The 18874-nt window shown below is 59.7% G+C and carries 15 protein-coding genes and 3 pseudogenes; 7 read left to right on the top strand and 11 right to left on the bottom strand.

All coding sequences use genetic code 11. The features are described 5' to 3' along the window. Genes C5L13_RS16125 through C5L13_RS16135 form a run of 3 tightly spaced genes read left to right on the top strand, consistent with a single transcriptional unit; the run spans position 1 to position 1615 of the window. Positions 1-378, top strand: a complete 378-nt coding sequence (locus C5L13_RS16125; protein ID WP_105384288.1) for a c-type cytochrome — start codon at positions 1-3, stop codon at positions 376-378. After that, entirely contained in the window at positions 375-1304 is a 930-nt protein-coding gene (locus tag C5L13_RS16130) for an XdhC family protein (protein WP_205836841.1), read from the top strand. The genes C5L13_RS16125 and C5L13_RS16130 overlap by 4 nt, the downstream gene beginning before the upstream one ends. After that, the gene (locus C5L13_RS16135) at positions 1301-1615 is read left to right on the top strand and encodes a hypothetical protein (RefSeq protein WP_105384289.1); all 315 of its coding nucleotides are present in this window, start codon (positions 1301-1303) and stop codon (positions 1613-1615) included. Before C5L13_RS16130 ends, C5L13_RS16135 begins: the two co-directional genes overlap by 4 nt. 110 nt (positions 1616-1725) lie before the next feature. Here C5L13_RS16135 and C5L13_RS16140 read toward each other — a convergent pair whose 3' ends face one another. The 9 genes and pseudogenes from C5L13_RS16140 to C5L13_RS16185 all read right to left on the bottom strand — a co-directional run. Further along, on the bottom strand, positions 1726-3105 hold the full coding sequence (locus C5L13_RS16140; protein ID WP_105384290.1) for a ComEC/Rec2 family competence protein: 1380 nt from the start codon (positions 3103-3105) through the stop codon (positions 1726-1728). 361 nt (positions 3106-3466) lie between these two features. After that, positions 3467-4927 (bottom strand): PIN domain-containing protein, encoded by a 1461-nt coding sequence (locus tag C5L13_RS16145; RefSeq protein WP_105384291.1) that lies wholly within the window; start codon positions 4925-4927, stop codon positions 3467-3469. 430 nt (positions 4928-5357) lie between these two features. Next, positions 5358-6596, bottom strand: coding sequence for a TrbI/VirB10 family protein (locus C5L13_RS16155; RefSeq protein WP_105384292.1), 1239 nt, complete (start codon positions 6594-6596; stop codon positions 5358-5360). Continuing rightward, complete coding sequence (gene trbG / locus C5L13_RS16160) at positions 6593-7633, bottom strand: P-type conjugative transfer protein TrbG (protein ID WP_105384293.1); 1041 nt, start codon at positions 7631-7633, stop codon at positions 6593-6595. Before trbG ends, C5L13_RS16155 begins: the two co-directional genes overlap by 4 nt. Next, a complete protein-coding gene (gene trbF / locus C5L13_RS16165; RefSeq protein ID WP_105384294.1) occupies positions 7614-8318 on the bottom strand; it encodes a conjugal transfer protein TrbF in 705 nt (234 codons plus the stop codon). The genes trbG and trbF overlap by 20 nt, the downstream gene beginning before the upstream one ends. Then, complete coding sequence (gene trbL, locus C5L13_RS16170) at positions 8318-9697, bottom strand: P-type conjugative transfer protein TrbL (protein ID WP_105384295.1); 1380 nt, start codon at positions 9695-9697, stop codon at positions 8318-8320. The genes trbF and trbL overlap by 1 nt, the downstream gene beginning before the upstream one ends. Further along, positions 9694-9999, bottom strand: a complete 306-nt coding sequence (gene trbK-alt, locus C5L13_RS16175) for a putative entry exclusion protein TrbK-alt (protein ID WP_105384296.1) — start codon at positions 9997-9999, stop codon at positions 9694-9696. The genes trbL and trbK-alt overlap by 4 nt, the downstream gene beginning before the upstream one ends. 12 nt (positions 10000-10011) lie before the next feature. Next, positions 10012-10797 carry a P-type conjugative transfer protein TrbJ gene (gene trbJ / locus C5L13_RS16180; protein WP_105384297.1) on the bottom strand — a complete coding sequence of 262 codons (786 nt, stop codon included), beginning with the start codon at positions 10795-10797 and terminating at the stop codon, positions 10012-10014. Then, positions 10794-11630, bottom strand: a pseudogene (locus C5L13_RS16185) (TraG/VirB4 family ATPase); the annotation flags it as partial. The gene trbJ and the pseudogene C5L13_RS16185, both read right to left, overlap by 4 nt. A gap of 544 nt (positions 11631-12174) precedes the next feature. Between C5L13_RS16185 and C5L13_RS16195 the strand changes: the two are divergent. Then, entirely contained in the window at positions 12175-12540 is a 366-nt protein-coding gene (locus tag C5L13_RS16195) for a response regulator (RefSeq protein ID WP_105384298.1), read from the top strand. A 294-nt stretch (positions 12541-12834) separates the two neighbouring features. After that, the gene (locus C5L13_RS16200; protein WP_105384299.1) at positions 12835-13065 is read left to right on the top strand and encodes a DUF2934 domain-containing protein; all 231 of its coding nucleotides are present in this window, start codon (positions 12835-12837) and stop codon (positions 13063-13065) included. 77 nt (positions 13066-13142) lie between these two features. Here C5L13_RS16200 and C5L13_RS16205 read toward each other — a convergent pair whose 3' ends face one another. Next, positions 13143-15215 carry a putative bifunctional diguanylate cyclase/phosphodiesterase gene (locus tag C5L13_RS16205; RefSeq protein WP_105384300.1) on the bottom strand — a complete coding sequence of 691 codons (2073 nt, stop codon included), beginning with the start codon at positions 15213-15215 and terminating at the stop codon, positions 13143-13145. A gap of 438 nt (positions 15216-15653) precedes the next feature. On the opposite strand from C5L13_RS16205, the pseudogene C5L13_RS29565 reads away from it, so the two are divergent. Both C5L13_RS29565 and C5L13_RS16215 read left to right on the top strand, forming a co-directional pair. Next, a pseudogene (locus C5L13_RS29565) lies at positions 15654-15929 on the top strand (hypothetical protein); the annotation flags it as partial. A 509-nt stretch (positions 15930-16438) separates the two neighbouring features. Continuing rightward, complete coding sequence (locus tag C5L13_RS16215) at positions 16439-18406, top strand: methyl-accepting chemotaxis protein (RefSeq protein WP_245571294.1); 1968 nt, start codon at positions 16439-16441, stop codon at positions 18404-18406. Between the two features lie 350 nt (positions 18407-18756). Here C5L13_RS16215 and C5L13_RS29020 read toward each other — a convergent pair. Next, positions 18757-18874, bottom strand: a pseudogene (locus C5L13_RS29020) (IS630 family transposase); the annotation flags it as partial.

Raw genomic sequence — 18874 nt, forward strand, 5'->3', positions numbered from 1 at the left:
ATGCTGCATGCACTACGTTTGATCTTGTCCATCGCAACCATTTGCCTTGCGGGCCTGGCTGCAGCCTCAATCGTCGGAAATCCAGTTCGAGGCCAGCAGCTATTCAGCCGCTGTTCGGGCTGTCATTCGGTTCAAGGCGAGAATAAGTCTGGACCTCCGCTCAAGGGCGTCGTTGGCCGGGAAGCTGGGGCGGTCGAAGGCTACCGCTATTCTCCAGCGCTCATGAACGCTGGAACCACCTGGAGTGAAGATGCCCTCGACAATTATCTGGCAGGTCCGACGAAGGCCGTGCGTGGAACGCGAATGACTTTTAGCGTTTCCAGGGAGCAAGATCGGGCGGACATCATCGCTTATCTCAAGTCGCTTGGTGGTCAGTGAACCATTCCCTTGAGTATCTCAAACTGCCGACACCCACCAGGGTGCTTGTCGCGGACGACGCTGCCGCACTTCTTGAGTTCGCCCTCGTTTGTCATGCGGAAGCCCGGGTGGCGATTGCCACACTCGTTGAAATTCGTGGCGGTGCTGCCCGTGCACTTGGCTCGCATGTCGTGGTTACGGCTGATGGCCGTTACGCTGGCTATTTGTCCGGTGGGTGCGTGGAAGCAGCCGTTGCGTTCGAAGCTTTGCTTGCAATCGAGGCCGAAAAGGACCGAGTGGTCAAGTTTGGCGACGGGTCACCCTTCTTCGATATCGTCCTTCCCTGTGGGGGAGGCATCACCGTGGCCATCCACATCCTGCGTAAGCCCGACGAGATCGTCCACGTGCTCACCTGTCTTGAGCAGCGCAAGACCTCCGCATTGAAGCTGTCTGTTGAGAACCAAGCGCTGGCCGCGGCGGCAACCCCGGCAGCGCCTGGATGGATCGGGCATTGGTTTCATATCCTTTACCGTCCAAGGATCCGGACCATCATTTCCGGTCAGTCGGTGGAGGCGCGCAGTGTGGCCAAACTGGCCCGAGGTTGCGGATATGATGTGGTCTTCATGTCCGATCAGGACGTCATCGCAGATTTGACCAAGCTCATCGACCCGTTCACAGCGGTCGTGCTCCTGCACCACGATGTGCACCAGGAGCAGCCAGTCCTTCAGGCCGCGCTCCGCGCAAAACCATTCTACATCGGCGCACTCGGGAGCAGTAGGACGCATCAGCGGCGGCTGGAGGCACGACGGAAGGCAGGCTTCCGCGACGAGGAACTGGCACGCATCAAGGCTCCGATCGGTCTGTTCGGCCCCACACGAGACTCGACCTCCTTGGCTCTGTCGGTACTCGCCGAGGTCGCGGCCACGCGGTTGGAAGTTTGCAGATGACGCACAGTGGTGAAACCAAGACCTTCGACCGGATAGAGCGGCCCAATCATGTGGGCACCGGCAACCAATCCATAGGCAGCCGAGATGAACACATGGATACTGAATGCAGGCATAGATGTCCCGAGGACGAAATATCGCCCCAAGGGCGTTCGAATTCTTTCGACCAGGAACAGGGCATACGGATCATAGAGGCGATTTACGACGTCATCGGCCTTCGAGAACGGGTACCGAAGACGGCTTTGCAGGATGAGTTCGACTTCTTTGGTTCAATGGTGCGAGCAAAGCGGATTTTCGAGAAACTCAAGACGTAACGCCGTGCACTAATGCCAGCTTTTCGGGTGGTGCAGGTGTCAGTCGAACGTCCGAGATGACGGCGCAAAGCTGCCCTTCATTGCGTTTACCGAAGTGTGCCATGCGACAGTCACCGCTTAGATGTGCTTCCCACCGAATATACCCCGCCTGAGGTCGCTTGCATGACAATGGTGCCTCCCCAGCCCGTCCCGTAAATCTCTTTTGTAAGTTCGTATAACTTGAAGACGGATTTTGCACTGGGGGAAGCAAGGACGGTTACCGGGCCGCCAGGCAAATCGTTTGAAACAACGGCCGGCGCCTGTTGCAACGCATCCAGGGTCGTGATGCGAGGGTGGCCATACGTGAAGCCATCGGGACTGTCTGCTGTGCCCATCGAGAGGACAGCAATGCGCGGTGTGACCGCGGCGAGCATCTGGTCTGTTGTCTCTTGATCCGCGCCGTGATGGCTGACGAGATAGACATCCGCATCGAAGACGCCAGGATTCGTGCTGTACTGGTCGAGCAAGTCAACCACACCCTTGTCTTCCAAATCCCCCACAAACAAGAACGAGGCTCGGCCAAAGTCCACGCGCACGACAACGCTGTGATTGTTCGGATTCTTGTACTGGCCACTGTTTGCAAGCTCCGGCCGGCCTCCCCAGAATGCGGTGATAATTGGATCGACGCCCTTGCAAGCCAATGGATCGATGTTGGCGTTGGTTACACCCGTAGCTGTCACCTGTGCGTCCACCGTAACTCCAGTGTAACCTGCGCCGAACTCAGCCGCAGTTTTGTGGAACTTGGTCTGTTTGCCAAGCATTCCGCGACTGCCCTCGAGACCATTGTCGACAACGTTCTTGATGGTGTAGGTGCCGCCAGCCTCTGGAAGCAGCAAGGCCGCGCCGTTCGCGTGGTCGGCATGAGGGTGGCTAAGGAACACCACGTCAATTGTGTTATCTAGGTATGGGCGTGTTTCAAAAAACGTGTCCAGATAATTCTTGAACATAATCTCGCCGTCGACACCATCGTCGGCCCACTCCCCACCAACATCAATCAGCGCGATACCGCACGGAAATTCCAGAATTGCGCCGGCACCCTGTCCCACGTCGACATAATGGACGTACATTATGGCATCCGGCGAAGTGTTAGTGCCGCTAGACGCCATCTTCTTACGACCGTTGAAACCGCCGTTGAAGCCGACGCCGGGTGCGAAGTCCTTCCTGAGCGGAACGCTGAAAGGTGTGAGGTTGGGCAACGTCTGCCGATCGGCTGGGAGCGCAAGCGTTGGCGTTCGGGGAAAGACGCTTTGCGGCAGTGTCAGTAACGCGTCAGGAACGGCGACACCCGCATTGGGACTGCCGATATAGTATTCACCTAGGTTGGCGGATGTGGTTGGCAGATAGTCCCCACCATATTGTTCCTCGCCGTATTCGTTAACAGGAATATCCGGTGTCTGTGCAAGCGTCGGGCCAGCTACCACGATGACAGGCAGTATCCATAGTGCTTTCACCTGATCCCCCTCGGTATCCAGAAGTCACTCGTAGCATCTCATACTGGCGGACGGAGTCTATCCCGTTTACGGATAGACGACGACCACGTCCGCTTCCACGAGATGAAAGACTCCGGTACCTCGGGGCATCAGATACTCAGAGTCGGCTTTCGGAAAACGGCGAGCGCAACTCTAACGTCCGAGTTGCTGGCGCGCACCCGCCATTCAAAGGCTCAACCGGTCGACGGGTAGCCTCAATCGAAGCCCGCCCAAGGGAAATTCTATCCGGGCGCCAACTGGCACGCGGGATGGCTGCGCAATCTTTGACGAAACTGGATCGAGGCGGTCGGACGGCTCGTTCCAGACCATTCTTCGGATGGGTTCAAGCCTGGGTGCCAGTGCAGTTACAAGGCCGGTCGGTTGCCGAAAGTTCTGCGGCCAATGCCCGACGGTAGTGCAACGGCACCAAGGCCAGGTGATTGAGGAGATAGTTCGCAAAGGGCCCAGGGTGCGGCAGCGCTGATAGCTTGAGAGGCGCGGTCAAGGTAACCGCCTTGGCCTGCAAGGCCCCACGGGCAGTGACCACAAGAGCGCCCTGGCCCTCAGCTTTCTCGGCAACGACGATACAAGGCAAAATGAATCGCACGCCCTGGCGCAATTCTTCGCAGCGCCAGGATATTCTCCGGCTCGGTTCGGCGTCATCGTCGTCGGGTTCATCAAGGGGGTAAAACGCATCGACACGCGGCGTGCCGAGGTCGGGGCCGTCCCCGAAATAGGGTGTCAGATACGGCTTGGGCACGTCGGGTACCTCTAGCAGATCTTCGAGCGCTATGTCGAAATGATCGATGGCCAGGAAATGAAACGGGCCGGATAATGTCGCTTCAAGATGCACCTTGTCGGCCGCGCGATCACCCTCGTTAACGATTTCGATATCGATGGGGCGCATCACGCCCGGCTTGCTTAAAATCTTGGGTAGGCCGCTCGCCCAGATACGGAGGTGGCGCCGATAACTCTCGAATTCCCGTTCGTAGCGATCCAGCATGCCGCTAGACACGGCCCCGACCGGCGTAATGCTCGGTATCTGGTAGGCCCCCAAACTCATGGGGCGCGCACTGGGATATCGCGCCTCAAGGGTTGATCGGGGCACTTGCGGATCAAGTGCCAGCGCCGTGCGGTAGATGCGGTCGACGCAGTCCTCGCAGATGCCATCGGGCGGCGACACGAGGTCATACCGGCGGTTATGGTCGGCTGTGGCGGGGAAATTGAGGACCAGGTTCGGTTGCGGACCGAGCTGCCGCCGTAGATCGGCGATGGTCTCGTCCCGCTCGTCTCCGTCTGCCGGCCGGCGCCAACTGCGGGGCGGCCTGACATGAAGCAATCCGACATGACGTGCCAGGCGTATAGGCAGACTGTCGTCCGCAAGCAGGATCAGGTCGGGAATGTTTCGGGCGATCATCGTCGCTTCGGCGACGACACGGTTGTCGGGATCGTCAAGATCGAATTGCTCTCCATCAAGGTCCTTGGTGCGGTAAAGCGGACCGAACTCGATGGTCACTGCAATATCGGCGTCAGGCGGCGACAGTCGTACCGGGCGATCTTCACTATCCTCGATGCGGCGCGCTAGTTCGGCGAAATCGGCGGCGCGCTTGCGCAAGCGGCCGCTGCTGAACTTGTGCTGATCCATCTCGGTGCCGACCTTGGTTGGCACGATAAGACGGATTGAGGTCGCGTTGGGCGCAAGCTCTTTCCAGGGCAGCTCGGCCAGTGAGCGGAACTCGACCAGGATGTTGGTATCGAGGCAGAATACCACTTCAGTGGCAGCAAGACACTCGGCGACAGTCATAGTCATGGACACCCCATTGTTTTCGAGCCCGGCCGCAGATCACCAACACTATCGAGGATGGTCAAAGGGCCGATTGAATTCGACAAGAAGTGAACGGCGGTGCATGACCTCACCGCTCTACTGCGCCTTAGTGTTGGAACTAACTCGCGAGCATAGTGCTGCGAATGTGCTGTTGTTGCCATTACATTTCACCCGTCGCTGATCGACAGACCGTCTAGCAGAAATCAGATTCTGGGTCGCGTGATTTGACACTGCTGCGCGCTGTAAAATGTCAGCTCTTGGGCAACGGAGAATTAGGGCTGAAAGGCGGGAATGGAGGCGAAATGCCGCCATCGCTGCCGGATCGCCATCGCTTGGTGGCGGCAAGTGTGATGCACCGAGATCGTCTGCAAGCCCCGAAACACTGCTGCGGGCAGATCAACTGTGATACTCACGGGCCTTTCGTCGGGAATGGCAGAAAGCCTCGGTTTGGCAACTTCGGCTCCTCCGCGGCTCCAAACGGCTGCATGGCAAGATCGCGATTGACGATGACTCGAACTGGAAAGCCTGGCCGGATCGTGAGCGTCGGCTGAATATTAAATTGCCGGCGTACGATCTGCTGACCGATGTCGGAGGCACTGTCCTGCGCGCCTTCGCGAATGGCATTGGCAATTTCGCTTTCGTCGTCCGTTGAGAGCTCCGTGCCAAACCCCAACAGCGTCGACAATGCGGCGGCGCGGAAGAGCTGGCCCCAATGGCGATCGACCTCGTCCTCCAGGCCAGCAAAACCCTGCGGATCCGTACCCTGTAGACGTTCAAGCACAATGGAGGTGCCATCCGGCATAACGATCCGGTCCCAGACGAGCAACACACGTGACTGACCGAATGCCACTTGGCTGTCATACTGGCCGATAAGCCGAGAGCCCTGCGGGATCAGCAGGTGCGTTCCGGTCGGGGTGTCGTAAACGTGCTCCGTCACCTGCGCGGTGATCTGACCGGGCAGGTCGGACTTGATGCCCGCAATGAGCGCCGCGGGAATGACGGTGCCCGCCTGCACCACATAGGGAGAGACTTTCTCCTGCACCTGGCCGCGGCTGACGGTGTTCCGGTCGGCTTCCGCATTGACGAAAGCCAGCTTGCGATCCTGCATGTTCTGCGCCGAGCTCGGATCGAGCGGCGGTGCCTCCGCCGGCAACGGCAGTCCCGTGGACAGATCGATATTGCCGGTTCTCGTTGCGGTGACCGAACTGTTATCCGTCAGGTCGCCGCGGCTGTCGGTAAACAGTTTCGCCACACGGGCGGCTTCTATTTCGGCGAGGCGGCGCTGCTCTTCCGGATCGACACGCGGTGCCTGAATCACCGGCGGTACGACCGGCTTGCCCTCCTCCTGCGCCGGCAGGATCGGCCTGCCGAGATCGCCCGGCAACGCGGGTCCCAGCCTCGGGATATTCATATAGTCCGTAGGCAGGCCGGCGAGCCCATCGGCCGGCGTGCGGTTTTCGGTATTGTAGAGTTCGGTCGCAGTCCGATTGCCACGCCGGCTCGTGTCGAGCGCCCAGAACAGCGCTCCGGCAATGACGATGCCCGCCACGCCGCCGAGACCGATCAGGATTTTTCGGGAAAGCCGAGTGACGCGCGGCGGATCCGGACGCAGCCTGAATTGTGCCTTCAGATCGGGAGCATTCGTCATCGGTCGCTTCCTCGCGAGAACAACGCCTCCCTTGTCGCCGACGGTCGGCCGTCAGTGCGAACGATGCGGACCCGGCGCTGCGAATCCTTATCACCGAGCCGGAGTTCAGCGGCGGCGAACAGCCGGTCGACGACGTAGTAGTTCTGGCGGGCACGGTAGTTGACTAGTTCCGAACTGCCGGACGCGCCGATGACGAAGAGCGGCGGCATTTCGCCTTGGGCGATGCCGGACGGAAATTCGACATAGACCTTGGCCCCATCGTCGAAGGCACGCAGCGGCCGCCATGGTGCGCTGTCCCCCTCAATTCGGTAGCGAAAGTTCAGCTTCGAAATGTCGACACCACTTGCGACCGGTTGGGTTTCGGCAGCCCGCGCGTTCTGGCGCCTCAGCGCGATCAACTGGTCGGCCGGATATTGCCACGAGACGGAGGCCATGTAGGTCTTTTCCGTCGATCGCAATTCGATGTGGTAGGTGCGCCGGTCGGTATTGATGACGAGATTGGTCTGAAGATCGATCCGCGTCGGCTTCACCAGGATATGGACCTGCCTGCTTTCCCCTGTTCCGCTCTCGGTGTCGCCGATGATCCAGCGCACCGTATCGCCGGCGGCGACGGGACCGGAACCGACAAGTTGCTCGCCAGACTGGAGCGCGATATCCGTCACCTGGCCGGGTGCGGCATAGACCTGATAGAGCGCACCGACCGCGAAGGGATAGACCTGCACAGCGTTGATGAAGCCGTCGCGGACCGGCTGCATGCGGGCGGCCTCGTTTGCGGCACTGATGCGTGCTTTCGGATCGGCTGGTTCAGGTTTGGCCTTACCGCCATCGACCGGTTTCAACTGGCCGGGCAGCGGCAGTGTCTTCGGCACTTCCACAACCTTCACCGGCGCCACCGGATCTGTTTCGAGCACAGCCGGCGCCGCATCGTCGTAGTCGATTTCCGGCGGGATATATTTCTTCGCGCAGCCGACAAGCGTGGTCGCCGACATCAGCGTCACCGCCAGGATCATCGTCCTTTTACTGCTTGCCCGCTTCATGCTCCATCTCCTTCGACCAGTTGATTGCGTTGATGTAGACGCCAAGCGGATTGGCGCGCAGCCTGTCGGCCGTGCTCGGTTGCTGGATCACCACGGTTAGGATGGCCGTCCATCGCTCGGTTGCGGAGAGCTGGCCGTTCTCGAAATGCCGTTCGGTCCAGGCGACCCGAAAACTGTCCGGCGAGGCGCGGATGACGCTGGAAATCTCGACAGCGATTTGGGTCTTGCCCACCTTGGTGAACGGGTCATTGGCGCGGGCATAGTCGTTGAGCGCGACGGCGCCGCGGTCGGTGGTGAACTCGTACGCGCGCAGCCAATTCTGCCGGACGATCACCGCGTCCGCCGGAATGCTTCTGACCTGCTCGATGAAACGGGCGAGATGCCAGGCGATCTGCGGATCGGTCGGGCGATAGTCCGCAACAGCCGGAGCAATGGCCTGCGCCTCGCCGAGTTTGTCGATCTGCACCACCCAGGGGACCACGGTACCGCGCGTCGATTGCCAGATGAGCGCCATGGCAAAGCCGCCGGCAAGCAGGAGCGAGCCGAAGGCCATCAGCCGCCAGTTCTTCGCCTGCACACGAGCCGAGCCGATGCGCTCGTCCCAGATCTGGGCCGCCTTCTGGTAAGGGGTTTCCGGTTCGGGCGTGCGGGCGTAGCGCACGGAAGGTCGTTTGAAGAGGTTCATCAGCGGTCATCCTGATTGAGGGAGACGGACATGGAGCCACCGCCGTGATCACCGGAGCGGACCGTATGAGCGGCGGTGCTGACCCCGTGATGGAAGGCGCTGCCGCGCTTCATCCGCTGCGCCCATTCCGGCGGTGAGGACGGTGCAGTGCCGGAACCGGAAACGGCGGATGCTTGTCTTGCGGGAGTTGAATCATTGGCGACTTCAGCGCCGCTGGGATTGACCTCGTTCCCGCCGCCGGTTGACTTCCAGGCGCCTGCCTGTCCAGATCGATAACTCGCGCGCATGGCATCGATGGCGCGGGATGTGGCTTCCCTGCCCCTGTTCATGATGAGGCCCGCACCTGCCCGGGTCACGCCGGCAAAGCCGGCAGCACCACCGCCCGTTCCGGTATTGCCCACCGAAGCATCGGCAAGTCCGTAGGCGGTCTGGACACCGCCGGCGAGTGCGGCCCCTCCCCGCGCCGTAGCGACCACGGCGCCGGCGGCCGCACCAAGTCCGGCGCGTGCGCCCATGTAACCCGCCGCTCCGAGGCCGGCTGCGGCAAGACCGGTTCCGACGGCGGCGCCGGCCCCCAGTTGCGGCGCGCCAGCCACAAGCCCCGTGGCGATGCCAGGGCCGAAGATCGACAGGCCCATCAGAGCGAGCGCGCCAAGCACCAGCGACAAGGCCTCGGTGATCGTCGGCTGCTCGGAAAAGCCTTCGGTGAACTCACCGAACAGGCCGGAGCCGATGCCGACGATGACAGCCAACACGAGGATCTTGATGCCAGAGGCGACGATATTGCCGAGCACCTTTTCGGCGAGAAAAGCGGTCTTGTTGAAGAGCGCGAAGGGAACGAGAACGAAACCCGCGAGCGTCGTCAGCTTGAACTCAATAAGGGTTACGAATATCTGGATTGCCAAAATGAAAAACGCGATCAGCACGATCACCCAGGCGACCATCAGCACGAAGATCTGCACGAAGTTCTCGAAGAAACTGATATACCCCATCAGTTCGCCGGCGGCCTGAAGGATCGGATTGCCGGCGTCGATGCCAACCTGCGCGACGCGGCCGGGCTGCAGAAGCTCGGCGCCGGAGAGCGACGATCCGCCAGCCTGCAAGCCCAGTCCGCTGAAGCTTTCGAAGACGATCCGCGCAAGGCTGTTGAAGTTGCCGATGACGAAGGCGAAGAAGCCGATATAGAGTGTCTTCCTGACGAGCCGCTGCAGCACGTCCTCGTCCGCACCCCACGCCCAGAACAGGCCGGCAATCACGATGTCGATGGTGATCAGGGCCGAGGTCAGGAAAGCAATTTCGCCGCCGAGCAGCCCGAAGCCGGAATCGATATAGGAGGTGAACGTCTCCAGGAAACGATCGATAATCCCGGTGTTATTCATGGCGACAGCATCCCATCTGTGCCTGGATTCGGCGTCACCGACCGCTCCTGTTTGTCGGCTCCGAAGAATCGCCGGCGGGTTTCTGTCCAAGTCTTGCGGCAAGCCGCATCATCGAGCGCCGCCGTTCCCATGTCTCGGCAACGGTCGAGCACGCCGAAGGGCGGGTCGCCGCCCGGATCACGGAGGCGGAGGGAGGGCGGATCCTCCGGACCATCGTCATGATGCAGGGCTGAAATTGCGGCGGTCAGCCCCGCGCCAATGGCGACGACGGCGATCATCCGGGCGGCGATCTTCAGGTCCATGGCGTCCGGTTCCTAGTGATGGAACATGCGGACGCTGGACGAACTGTAGGCGGTTCCGGTCATGAAGCGGCCGAACTGCTCGCGGGCCTGCTCCTCGGCCGCCGCCCGCCTCGCCTGGTCCAGCGCGTCGGCTCGACCCTGCGCGGCCAGCATCGCGGTCAGGTCGGAGATCTGCCTGGCCTGCACAGCCAGCAACTGAGTGCCGGCCTGGGTCGCCTGCAGCATGCCGACCGCCGACTGGCTCGCATCGACCAGTTCGCTGGTTTGCTGTTGCGTCCCCTCGATATTGTTGACCGCCACGGCGCCGGCCTTCAGCGAGTGCTCGAAGGCCGAGACCGACTGCTGCCAGCGCTGGCGGGCGGAGGAGACGAGCTGCGAAGAGGACCGATCGCCGGAAGCGAAGTCGCGATAGGTGGTGTTGAATTGCTGCTCGATATTCTCGACATTGTAGCCGAGTTGCCGGGCTTCCCCGAGCAGGCTCTTCATCTCGGAAAAGTTGCCTTCGATCTCCGACAGCATCGAGGTGGGCAAGCTGGTCAGGTTCTTCGCCTGGTTGATCAGCGTTTGCGCCTCGTTGGCAAGCGACGTCACCTGATTGTTGATCTGCTCCAGGGCACGGGCGGCCGAGAGCAGGTTTTCGCTGTAGTTCCTGGGATCAAAGACGATCAGGGCGAAGGCCGGCCGGGGAATGAATGGAACTGTGGCGAGGGGTAGAAGCGCGGGAAGCAGGATGGCGGATGCCCTCGCGGTGCAGCCGAACAGGCTGGGACGAGCGGAACGGATGGCGGTGCTCTTCATGACGAAAGCTCCTCTTCGGATGGTGGGAAAGCGGGTACCGGTCTGCTGCCTTCATCGGCCGACTGGCCGATGACGTTGTTGAGGTCGGGAACGAGATCGGCGGCCCAGCGAAAACCGTTGGCCTCGAGCCAGGCTTCGAGGAAATAAGGTCGGGCGCCGCTGCGCAGCAGTTCGTAGATCAGGGCGTGCGCGGCCTTGTCGGACGCGGCACAGAGCGCCAGCGCAACGTGGCCAAGACCCAGTTCGAACAGGCGATTGCCCCGCCGGGACTGGCAGTAGTAGTCGCGCTTCGGCGTGGCGCGGGCGACGATCTCGATCTGCCGATCGTTTAGGCCGAACTGGCGATAAACGGCGGCGATCTGTGGCTCGATTGCCCGTTCATTGGCGAGGAAGATGCGGGTCGGGCAGCTCTCGACAATGACCGGAGCGATCGGCGAGGCATCGATGTCGGCGAGTGACTGCGAGGAGAAGACGACGCTGACATTCTTCTTGCGCAGCGTCTTCAGCCATTCCTTGATCTTTTGGGCGAAGCCGCCATCGTCCAGCGCCCGCCAACCCTCGTCGATTATGAGCAGCGACGGGCGGCCATCGAAACGGGATTCGATACGGTGGAAGAGATAGGAGAGCACGGCCGCAGCCGCGCTAGTTCCGATCAGCCCTTCGGTCTCGAAAGCCTGGACCGACGCCTCGCCCAGCCATTCCATTTCCGCGTCGAGCAGCCGGCCATAAGGACCACCGATGCAGTAGGGCCGCAAAGCCTGTTTGAGCGCCGAGGATTGCAGCAGCATCGTCAGACCGGTGATGGTCCGTTCCGTCAGTGGCGCAGAGGCCAGGAGAATCGATTGCTCGTTGGTCAGCACTTCCTTGAGGATTGCGGCGACGGACTTCCGCTTGGCGAACCATTGCCGCCTGATCTTGGTCACCAGGCGTGTCGCATCGGCCCTGTCGAGCATGATGGCCCGCGTCGACCAACGATACATGAAGGCGAGACGGTTGAGATCGTCAAGGATGCCGGGAAAGGTGACGGTCGGGAAACCGATCACCGTCAGCGTGCGCAGATGCCCGCAGCGCGCTGAACATGACAATGACACTTAACGAACTCGCCACCAATGCCATGAAGTATGGAGCGCTTTCATCGCGGACGGGTCGTGTTTCAGTCGGTTGGCGCCTGGAACAGGCTTCGACCCTTCGGTCGGCGTTGACACTTGAATGGCGAGAACTTGGTGGTCCACCAGTCGTGCCGCCTGCCCGCCGCGGCATTGGCAGCCGATTGATGGAACGCTGCATTGAGCGTGATCTCGCAGGTGAGTTTGACCTTGCTTTCGAGCCCTTGGGCGTGTTTTGCCGCATATCGATACCTGTCGGAATGGCTAACGCATGACAATGTTCTCCGGCGTCAAGGTGCTCGTTGTGGAAGACGAGGGTTTCGTGGCTTTGCTAATCGAGGACATGCTTGGGGATCTCAGTTGCGAAATTGTCGCGTCCGTGGCTCGGCTGACTGAAGCAGAAGGGATCGCCGCCACCGCCGCTATCGATTTGGCGGTTCTCGACGTCAACCTTCACGGCCAACCCAGTTTTCCCGTTGCCGAAATCCTACGCGAACGAGGCGTGCCATTCATGTTCAGCACCGGATATGGCCAGAACGGCCTACCGCGTGAATTCGCTGGCCATCCATTGATCGCCAAACCCTTTTCCTCCACAGAGTTGCAGCAGAAAATCGCCGTAGCCTTAGGCAAAGGGTGACGGTGACGAATGAATTCGTAGACCAAGTCGCGAAGTCAATGCCGAGCCGGTTTGCGCCTGCTGCGACGTTAGACATCCGGAACTTCCGGACATGCGATGATTTTGTCAAGAATCAGCAAGCGCCTCAGACAGCAAAGGGGGCGTTCTCCAAGCGCTATGTTTCGGGTCGGCTAGCGACGTCACAGCCGCCGCATGATTGTCCTTAGCGCCTTTCATGTAGTTTCGGTGCTACAGCAACTTGCCCCGGCGCGGAACCGCGCCAGATTTACCTGCAGGTGGAAGGAGGAACCAATCATGACTGGAGATGAGGATCAGATCCGCCAGAGGGCCTACGAAATCTGGGAGCAGGAAGGACGCCCACACGGCGAAGATCTGCGACATTGGATCAGGGCGTTTGAGGAGCTTGAAACTCCGCGCGGGAAGGCGGCGCAGCTGAATAAGCGTGATGCTTCCAAATCCGATGAGAACGCGCCACGCTCGACCGTTTCACCGAAAAAAGTTCGCGCGACGCCAGACCGGGACTGAAGAAAGACCTCCTGACGCCGGAAACTGTTCCTCGCTCAGGCCGCATGGGCGCTCATTGCGGGTAGTGACGAGGTGGTTCACGCAGAGCGGCTCGTCGCTAGGTTCTGTTGATGCGGCCCCTCCCCTCGTGTCGGCACAAGTTTGTGGTCAAGGTCCCCGATCGCTGATGGCCTCCCCAACAGATAGCCTTGTCCTTCGTCGCAGCCTTCCATTCGCAATACTGACATCTGTTCTTCTGTCTCTATGCCCTCTGCCAGAACAGGAATATCCAGGCTCTTGCCGAGGGCTAGTACGGCTCTCACGATAGCCTTGGACTGCCGGTCCTGCTCAATCCCATCGACAAAGGCTTTGTCCAGCTTAATCTTGTCGAAGGGGAACGACCGTAGTGTTTCGAGTGACGAGTAACCGCTTCCGAAGTCATCAAGCGCCAATCCGACCCCGAGAGCTTTAATTTGGCGGATGATGTGCAGCGAGCGAACTTTATCCTTGATTAATGCAGTTTCGGTAAGCTCCAGCTCCAATCTATACGGCGGCAGACCTGTCTCAACCAGTATCTCGTGTACCAGCCTCGGCAGGTTGGCATCCATGAACTGGACAGCCGAAACATTGACGGCCACACGGCATGGTGGTTCCCACGTGGCCGCGTCCGTACATGCCCGGCGAAGCACCCAGGCACCAAGTGACCCCACCAATCCACACTCCTCTGCAACCGGAATGAACTCGGATGGCGAAATGGGACCTAGCTTCGGGTGTGTCCAGCGCAGTAGCGCTTCGTATCCATGGATTTCGCTGGTCGAGAGCGACTTCTGCACCTGATAGTGGACATCCAGTTCGCCGTGCTCTAGCGCGTATCGCAATGTTTCCGCAAGCTGCCGCCGCTTGCGTTCCAATGCGCCAATTCCGGCGTCGTAGAACAACAGCCCGTCAAGGGCAGCGTGCTTGGCATGATACATTGCCAAATCGGCATTGTTGACCAACTCGTCCAGTTCTTTGGCATCGTCCGGCCAGATGGCAGCCCCCATGCTCGCCCCGACTCTAATCTCCATGCTGCCAATACGCATCGGCCGGCTGACGATTTCGGCAAGGCGCTCGGCAAAGGCGGAGACATCGCTTTTAGCGCCACATTTTTTCACTGCTGCGAACTCATCGCCGCCCAGGCGGGCGACAAACTCGTCCTCCTGAAGGCATTGCGCCATGCGATGTGAGATGATGCGCAGGGTCTCATCGCCGGCGCCGTGTCCGAGCGTGTCATTGATTTCTTTAAAGCGGTTGAGGTCGACGCCAATGACGGCGAATTTGCGGCCTCGTCCTTGGGCTTCATCGAACACTTTACTGATGTGAGTGGAAAAACTGGCGCGATTGGGCAGACCCGTCAAGGCATCGTGTGCTGCCATTTGGCGAAGCTGTTCCTGTGAGTCTGCGCGAACATCTGTGTCAATCAGATAGCTCGCGAGCCCGGAACTGACGACGATCAGGGCAACGATTGTGATGGCGAGGGCGAAGGTGAAAATGGCTGCCGTATCCACCTCGGCGAAACTCTGTGTCAGCGGCGTCACGCGATAGGCCGCCATTGCCGTGAAATGTAAACCGACAATCCCCGTGACCAAGAGCGCAACGGCCAGCCAGAAGCGTTGCATCTGCAGCCCCCATTGCCAGACCACGGCCACTGCCGCCGCCGAGCATAAGGTTGCGATTGATACTGAGGCCACAATGTAATCAAACCGCCATTCGACGAGTCCAACCACATGGTACGCGCGCATCCCGGTGTAGTGCATGGCGGAATATGTTAAGCCCACGAGAGCGCCACCAAGCAGCGGGAACCTAGGCGTCGCTCCCATCCCACTGATAGAGAAACCGGCAAGGAGGCCCAACATCGCGATCACGAGCGACATCAATGTCATCACCGGGTCGAATGATACTGGCGCCGGTGGTTCATATGCTAGCATGGCGACGAAGTGCGTTGTCCATACGCCGCCGCCACCAGCGACCGCCGCCAGGAACTGCCAACCGAGCCTCTGCCACCGCGACGCGATCGCTGCCCGGTGCAGTAATCTCAGGGTGATCGCCGCACCGAAAAGGCAAATAAGAGCCGCGACCAAAACCAGGAGCAAATTGTGTTCATTTGCAATGCAGCTTACCACAGTCATCATTGGCGGACGCTTCACCCCGAGTCGTATACGAAAGCCCCTATGATGACTTCAGAACTTAAACACTCTCTTACAGCTTTGAGACAACAGCAGGACGCCTGATTGCACGCATCTTCTCCCTGAAAAGGTCCGGGGGTAACGACGTTGGTGCCGTCTTCCCATACGGAGCGTTGACGCCGAATGCGGTGCGTATCTGAAGCAGCATTGCCGACTACTGATCGGCTAAGTGTCAGGCATCCCCCAACGCGGCGATCCGATTCAACCCGCCAGGTCAGGGATTTCCTTCAGCGGGAGGCCGCTCGAGCGCGCCACGGCCCTAAACCTCGAACCATGTTCAAAGTTTGCGACAGCAAGCGACACAGGCCCCGGAACCTTTGCCATACGGTCTGGCGCTGGCCTGACGGCATCTTCATATTTCTTGCAAACAATGGGGAGAACGTCCTGTCCGAGTTCATAAGCTATCTGTTCGCCATCCTCGTTGTCAGCCCGCTCCAGGCCGAGGTATCGGAGCGCTTGCAGGGCGTGCCATCGGCGGAGATCGTCCAGACGGCGCGGGCCTGCATTGCCACGGAGGCTCCCGAGCTTGTCCAACGAGCACGGGAGGATTGGCGGTGGGCTCCTGCGAACGCCATCGGTGTCGGTGTCGGGATGGTCGATCCCGTGACCTTACTCACAGGCCAAATCAGCGATCGCGACCGGCTGGTGCAGGTTTTGTCGGGAATGGCAGCCGCGAGGAAGCATAACTTCATTGCACACAGTCCCCGTCGAGACTTTCCGCCGGCGTTGCTGATGTGGGTTAAGGCGGATCCGCCCCTCGCAATTTCTGCTATCGCATAGACTTTTGACCGCGGATGTATCGGCACTGGTAGATGAGCGATGATAAGAAGCTCACTTGGAGAGTTGGCCTTGATCCGGACCACTTTTTCATCAGACCCAAAATGCATCCTTCTCTAAGCGGCACCAGCCCTCTACCGCTTCACAAAATTTCAATCTTTGGTTTGCAAAATTGGCTTCACTACACGTTCTTACCGCAGTTCTAAGCTCCGGCGCGGGCCGTATCGAACGCCGGCAAGAACGAGCCTTTTGGACACCATTTATCATTTTCAGCCACGGGAGCCATGACGCTCTTGTAGGCATCACACAGGAGACATTCCGTGAGCAAGCCATCCCTATTCTCGCGCATCAGTACCAAGCTGGCGCTCATGTCCGGGGCAGGCGTTGCTGTTATGGTCGCCATCACCATCACCGGTTGGTTCATCGAGAAAAACGTGAACGAGGCAATTTCCCGGGGCCGTATCCAATCGGACATCTCCCGTAGTCTCGCGGACGCGAAAGCCTCCGTTAGAGGGATGCAGATAGGTACTCGAGATATCCGTCTTGCTGAAACGGTAGCCGAGGTTGGCGAAGCGGCGGCCTATGTAGAGGAACGACACGCTTCCGTAGAGAAGTACCTGAGCGAAGCGGCAGCATTGATGGCAGTGCAGGCCAACAAGGATCGCGTGAAGGTCATCGATGACCACGTCAGCGCCTATTTCCGCGCGGCCGGAGAACTGGCGAAGGCAATTGAAGCCAAGCTAGGGGAAACGTCAGCTAATCCTAATCTCGACGCCAAAGCAAAGGATCTTCTAGCCGCTCTGGATGCATCGGCAGAAGCTATGGCCCAAACGCTGGACGAAGGGCTCGGTGTCGCCAAGGACACCGCCGCCAAGGCGATTGAGGAACGCCGGGAAATTCAGGAGTTTTCTCACCTTGTTACCAACAGCATGGCGGTCGTCATGGTGTTGCTGCTGATCGGATCCACAATCTTCGGTACTCGCGTAATCGCCCGCCCGATAGGCCACTTGACATACGGCATGAGCGTCCTCGCCGACGGGAATCTGGAAGCGGATGTTCCCTTTACGGAGCGCTCCGATGAGATCGGGGAGATGGCGCGGGCCGTGCAAGTGTTCAAGCAGAACGGCATCAGGGTCCGCGAACTGAACGCGCAAGAAGCGGCACTACAAGCGAAAAGCGCCGATCTGCAGTCGAACATCGGCGAGGTGGTCTCGGCGGCGGTCGCCGGCGACTTCACTCGCCGCATCAGCAAGGACTACGACAATGCCGACCTCAACCGCTTCGCCGCGCAGGTGAACGAGCTGGTGACCTCCGTCGACAGTGGCGTTACCGAGACCCGCCGGGTTATCTCAGCGCTGGCGGAAGGCAACATCACCGAAACGATACGCGGCGAGTTTCAGGGCGCCTTCGGAGAACTTCAGCAGAACGTCAATGCGACAATGGCAAATCTGCGGTCGGTTCTTGGTGAGGTCCGCGCCGCGATTGACACGATCGATGGTGGCGCCGGCGAGATGCGGATAGCTTCCGGCGACCTGTCGAAGCGTACCGAACAGCAGGCGGCTTCTCTCGAAGAAACCTCTTCGGCGCTGGAAGAGATCACGGTGGCCGTCAAACATTCGACCGAACGGGCAGCGGAAGCGAGCCAAATGGTTGATGAGGCGCGGAAAAGCACTGAGCGATCGAGCGCGGTGGTCAAAGACGCAGTTTCGGCCATGGGGCGCATCGAGCAGGCTTCGGGCGAGATCAGTCAGATCATCAACGTCATCGATGAAATTGCCTTTCAGACCAATCTTTTGGCACTCAACGCAGGGGTGGAAGCGGCACGCGCTGGAGATGCCGGCAAAGGGTTTGCCGTTGTGGCACAAGAGGTTCGCGAGCTGGCTCAGCGTTCGGCTGGCGCGGCAAAGGACATTAAAATGCTGATCTCCCGTTCGAGCGACGAGGTAACCGCCGGTGTCAAGCTTGTCACCGCAACAGGCGAAGCCCTTGGTCTGATTGAGAGTCATGTAGTGAAGATCAACGAGCATATACACTCGATCGCGACAGCGGCCAAGGAACAGTCTACTGGTCTTTCGGAGGTCAGCACGGCCGTCAACCACATGGATCACGTGACACAGCAGAATGCGGCCATGGTGGAGGAATCCACCGCAGCAACGAACCGCCTCGCCGAAGAGGCTTCGAGTCTGGCCGGATTGATTGCTCGTTTTAGGCTGGAGTCTGGTTATGCTGCGCCGCGGGCAGTCGACCAGAGGAGTAAGCCCGCTGCCTCTCCCGCTCGTGTCCTCGGTAGGAAAGTGGTCGATGTTTTCGGTGGTCGGGCAGCAACCGCAGAAGTGGCGAAAGAATGGCAGGAATGCTAATAACGGCTCGGCGCTCGGTGACAGAACGCTGTTCTAAGATCGTTGCCTTTATAACGGCGGCCAGCTTGTTCTTTCGAAGGAAGTGCCATGGTAGCTCGTCTGATGGTTGCGAGTCTAATCTTGGCGATGATCCTGGGCATTTTGTCCTGGATCTAGTTTTCAGTTGCAGAAGTCCCCGGTTTTGCCCTCGACCGGGGCTCATCGTCTTTTGCTTACGCGAAAGTGATCTCGATTACGCAATTACGCAATCATCCACTACCTCGACTTGACCGTTGCCCGTACTTCGACATTTTCGTCACAGCGGGTGTATCTGAGACGAAACGGGAGGGGCCGTACAGCCCTAGAGCGGTTCATGTTTTGACGGAAGCGTATCCGGCGTTTACGAAGTAGTTACTGCATTCGCCGGGTTGGATTGTTGTGACGAGAGAGCCGATGTGTCGCCACGTGTCCTCGATCGTTCGCTTTTGG

This window comes from Neorhizobium alkalisoli (assembly GCF_002968635.1).
In the GTDB taxonomy this organism is placed as follows: Bacteria; Pseudomonadota; Alphaproteobacteria; order Rhizobiales; family Rhizobiaceae; genus Neorhizobium; species Neorhizobium alkalisoli.

Coding starts and splice junctions, on each gene's coding strand:
- trbF (WP_105384294.1), bottom strand. CDS start 8,318: ATGAACCTCTTCAAACGACCTTCCGTGCGCTACGCCCGCACGCCCGAA.
- C5L13_RS16155 (WP_105384292.1), bottom strand. CDS start 6,596: ATGACGAATGCTCCCGATCTGAAGGCACAATTCAGGCTGCGTCCGGAT.
- C5L13_RS16195 (WP_105384298.1), top strand. CDS start 12,175: ATGACAATGTTCTCCGGCGTCAAGGTGCTCGTTGTGGAAGACGAGGGT.
- trbL (WP_105384295.1), bottom strand. CDS start 9,697: ATGAATAACACCGGGATTATCGATCGTTTCCTGGAGACGTTCACCTCC.
- C5L13_RS16135 (WP_105384289.1), top strand. CDS start 1,301: ATGACGCACAGTGGTGAAACCAAGACCTTCGACCGGATAGAGCGGCCC.
- C5L13_RS16145 (WP_105384291.1), bottom strand. CDS start 4,927: ATGACTGTCGCCGAGTGTCTTGCTGCCACTGAAGTGGTATTCTGCCTC.
- trbJ (WP_105384297.1), bottom strand. CDS start 10,797: ATGAAGAGCACCGCCATCCGTTCCGCTCGTCCCAGCCTGTTCGGCTGC.
- C5L13_RS16215 (WP_245571294.1), top strand. CDS start 16,439: ATGGTCGCCATCACCATCACCGGTTGGTTCATCGAGAAAAACGTGAAC.
- C5L13_RS16125 (WP_105384288.1), top strand. CDS start 1: ATGCTGCATGCACTACGTTTGATCTTGTCCATCGCAACCATTTGCCTT.
- C5L13_RS16200 (WP_105384299.1), top strand. CDS start 12,835: ATGACTGGAGATGAGGATCAGATCCGCCAGAGGGCCTACGAAATCTGG.
- trbG (WP_105384293.1), bottom strand. CDS start 7,633: ATGAAGCGGGCAAGCAGTAAAAGGACGATGATCCTGGCGGTGACGCTG.
- C5L13_RS16205 (WP_105384300.1), bottom strand. CDS start 15,215: ATGATGACTGTGGTAAGCTGCATTGCAAATGAACACAATTTGCTCCTG.
- trbK-alt (WP_105384296.1), bottom strand. CDS start 9,999: ATGGACCTGAAGATCGCCGCCCGGATGATCGCCGTCGTCGCCATTGGC.